Source organism: Streptomyces sp. AcH 505 (assembly GCF_000818175.1).
Classification (GTDB): domain Bacteria; phylum Actinomycetota; class Actinomycetes; order Streptomycetales; family Streptomycetaceae; genus Streptomyces.
In genome coordinates this window covers 233,531-235,991 of the sequence record NZ_JTIY01000002.1, presented here as the reverse complement: position 1 = coordinate 235,991, position 2,461 = coordinate 233,531, and the positions used below count along the sequence as shown (strand labels likewise).

Annotated in this window: 2 protein-coding genes; both read right to left on the bottom strand. The window is 74.2% G+C overall.

The window, feature by feature from the left end; all coding sequences use genetic code 11:
- Positions 1-196: 196 nt before the first annotated feature.
- Positions 197-862, bottom strand: a complete 666-nt coding sequence (locus HY68_RS31185; RefSeq protein ID WP_041998122.1) for a response regulator transcription factor — start codon at positions 860-862, stop codon at positions 197-199.
- Positions 859-2,091 (bottom strand): sensor histidine kinase, encoded by a 1,233-nt coding sequence (locus tag HY68_RS31180; RefSeq protein WP_063779728.1) that lies wholly within the window; start codon positions 2,089-2,091, stop codon positions 859-861. Before HY68_RS31180 ends, HY68_RS31185 begins: the two co-directional genes overlap by 4 nt.
- Positions 2,092-2,461 lie beyond the last annotated feature (370 nt).

The window sequence follows — 2,461 nt, the reverse complement described above, 5'->3', positions numbered from 1 at the left end:
GCCGATCGCCCTGACGACGGTGGCGATGCTGGCCGGCGCCGCCGCGCTCATCGGGTACGCGGCGCGCAACGCGTCGGCGCCGCCCGCCGGTTCGACCACGGGGGCGAGGGCCGAGACGGCGGCGGAGGCGGCCGAGGCGTAAGCCGTTGCCGCACGCTGCCGGTTACCGCAGCTCCCGGTTACCGCGCGATGCCGGTCAGCCGAGCCAGCCCGGTCGCACGAGGCCCGACTCGTAGGCGAGGACGACCAGTTGTGCCCGGTCGCGGGCGCCCAGCTTCACCATCGTGCGGCTGACATGGGTCTTGGCGGTGAGCGGGCTGACGACGAGCCTGCGGGCGATCTCGTCGTTGGACAGGCCGATGCCGACCAGCGCCATCACCTCCCGCTCGCGCTCGGTGAGTTCACCGAGCCCCACCTGGTCCGTCGGGGCCTTGGAACGGGAGGCGAACTCGGCGATCAGCCGCCGGGTGACCCCGGGCGACAGCAGCGCGGCGCCGTCCACCACCGCCCTGACGGCACGCAGCAGTTCGTCGGGTTCGGTGTCCTTGACCAGGAAGCCGGACGCGCCGGACCGGATCGCCTCGAAGACGTACTCGTCGAGTTCGAAGGTGGTGAGCATGACCACCCTCACCCCGTCCAGTGGGGTGTCCTCGGTGATCCGCCGGGTCGCGGCGAGCCCGTCGAGCACGGGCATCCGGATGTCCATCAGCACCACGTCGGGGCGCAGTTCACGTACCGCGCGCAGCGCGGCCTCGCCGTCGGCCGCCTCGCCCACCACCTCGATGTCGGGCTGGGCGTCGAGCAGTGCGCGGAAACCCGCCCGCACGAGTGACTGGTCGTCGGCGAGCAGGACGCGGATCACGGTGTCTCCTCGGTCGTGAGCGGAAAGGTGGCGCGCACCCGGAAGCCGCCGTCGCCGCGTGGCCCCGCCTCGACGGCGCCGCCGAGGGCGACGGCCCGCTCCCGCATGCCGGTCAGCCCGTTGCCGCTGCCACCGGCCGCCGTGCCGGTCGCGGGGCCCGCGTCGTCGACCCGCAGGTCGAGGAGGCCGGGAGTGTGCCGGAGCACGACCGTGGCGGTACGGGACCCCGAGTGCCTGACCACGTTGGTCAGCGCCTCCTGGACGATCCGGAACGCGGCCAGATCGGCGCCGGGCGGCAGCCGTACCGGCGCGCCCTCGCGCCGGACCTCGACGGTCAGCCCGGCGCTCGCCGCCTGCTCGACCAGCTCGGGCAGCCGGCCGAGGCCGGGCGCGGGCGCGCGCGGCGCGTCGCCCGGCGTCCTGAGCGAGTCGAGGACCTGGCGCACCTCGCCAAGTGCTTCCTTGCTCGCCGCCTTGATGGTGGTGAGCGCCGAACGGGCCTGTTCCGGGTCGGAATCGAGCAGGGCGAGCCCCATCCCCGCCTGGACGTTGATGACCGAGATGGAATGGGCCAGCACGTCGTGCAGCTCACGTGCCATCCGCAGCCGCTCCTCGTCCCTGCGCCGCTTCTCGGCGGCGGCCCGCTCCACGGCTGCGGCGGCCCACTGCTCGCGCCGGGCGCGTACGACGTCGGAGATGGCGAGGACGGCGACGATCCAGGCGGCGACGACCGTCTCGGCGCCCCACCCCGCGCCCCACCCGGCGGCATGCTCGGTGTGCGCCGGCAGCCACTGGTACAGCCAGTGCGTGATGAGTACGAGCCCGCCCCAGAACAGCCCGGCCGCCCCCCAGGCGGCGCGCCGGTGGCCGTGGACGACGGCGCTGAAGCAGGCGACGACGACGGTGGCGAAGACCGGGCCGTACGGGTAACCGGCCCCGAAGTACAGCAGCGCGGAGGCGGCGACACCGAAGACGGCGACCACGGGGCAGCGGCGCCGCAACAGCAGCAGAGCGGGCCCCGCGAGCAGCAGCAGCCGGGCGGGAGCATCGAGGGAGGTGTGCTGCGCACGGGCGGCGAAGCCGCTGCCCAGCACCACGAAGACGGCGAGTACGAGGCTGGAAGCCCACGGCACCCGCCGCTCCCGCCCCTCCCGCCCCCCGGCCACCCAATGCCGCGGCCCGCGACCGAGATGACGGCGACCCCGACGGACGCCCCGCTCGTCTTCCATACGGGCCACGCTAGACCGGCGGACGGCCGCGGGGCGTCAGCCGGGCGTGGGGGTCGTCCGTACTCCCCGGGGAGTACGAGCAGGGGGGCCTGGTCGCGGTGTCGCCGTCCGGCGCGGGTTCGGTTGCGGGTTTGGGTTGCGGTTGTTGCCGGGGGCCGTTCCGGGGAGGCGTCCTGCGCCGCGGTGTCGCCGTCCGGCGCGGTTCGGGGTAGCGGGTCTTGGTTGCGGTCGTCGCCGGGGGCCGTTCCGAGGTCGTGTCCTGCGCTGCATGATTTACGGCGCGTACTCCCCAGACGCGGAGCCACCGCAAAGATGCGCCACAAATCACGCTCTACGCTCCGGACACCACCCCTGCACAACCCCCTTCAGC

What these genes read in the sequence shown, in the direction of transcription:
- HY68_RS31180 (WP_063779728.1), bottom strand. Translation starts at nt 2,091, where the DNA reads ATGGAAGACGAGCGGGGCGTCCGTCGGGGTCGCCGTCATCTCGGTCGC.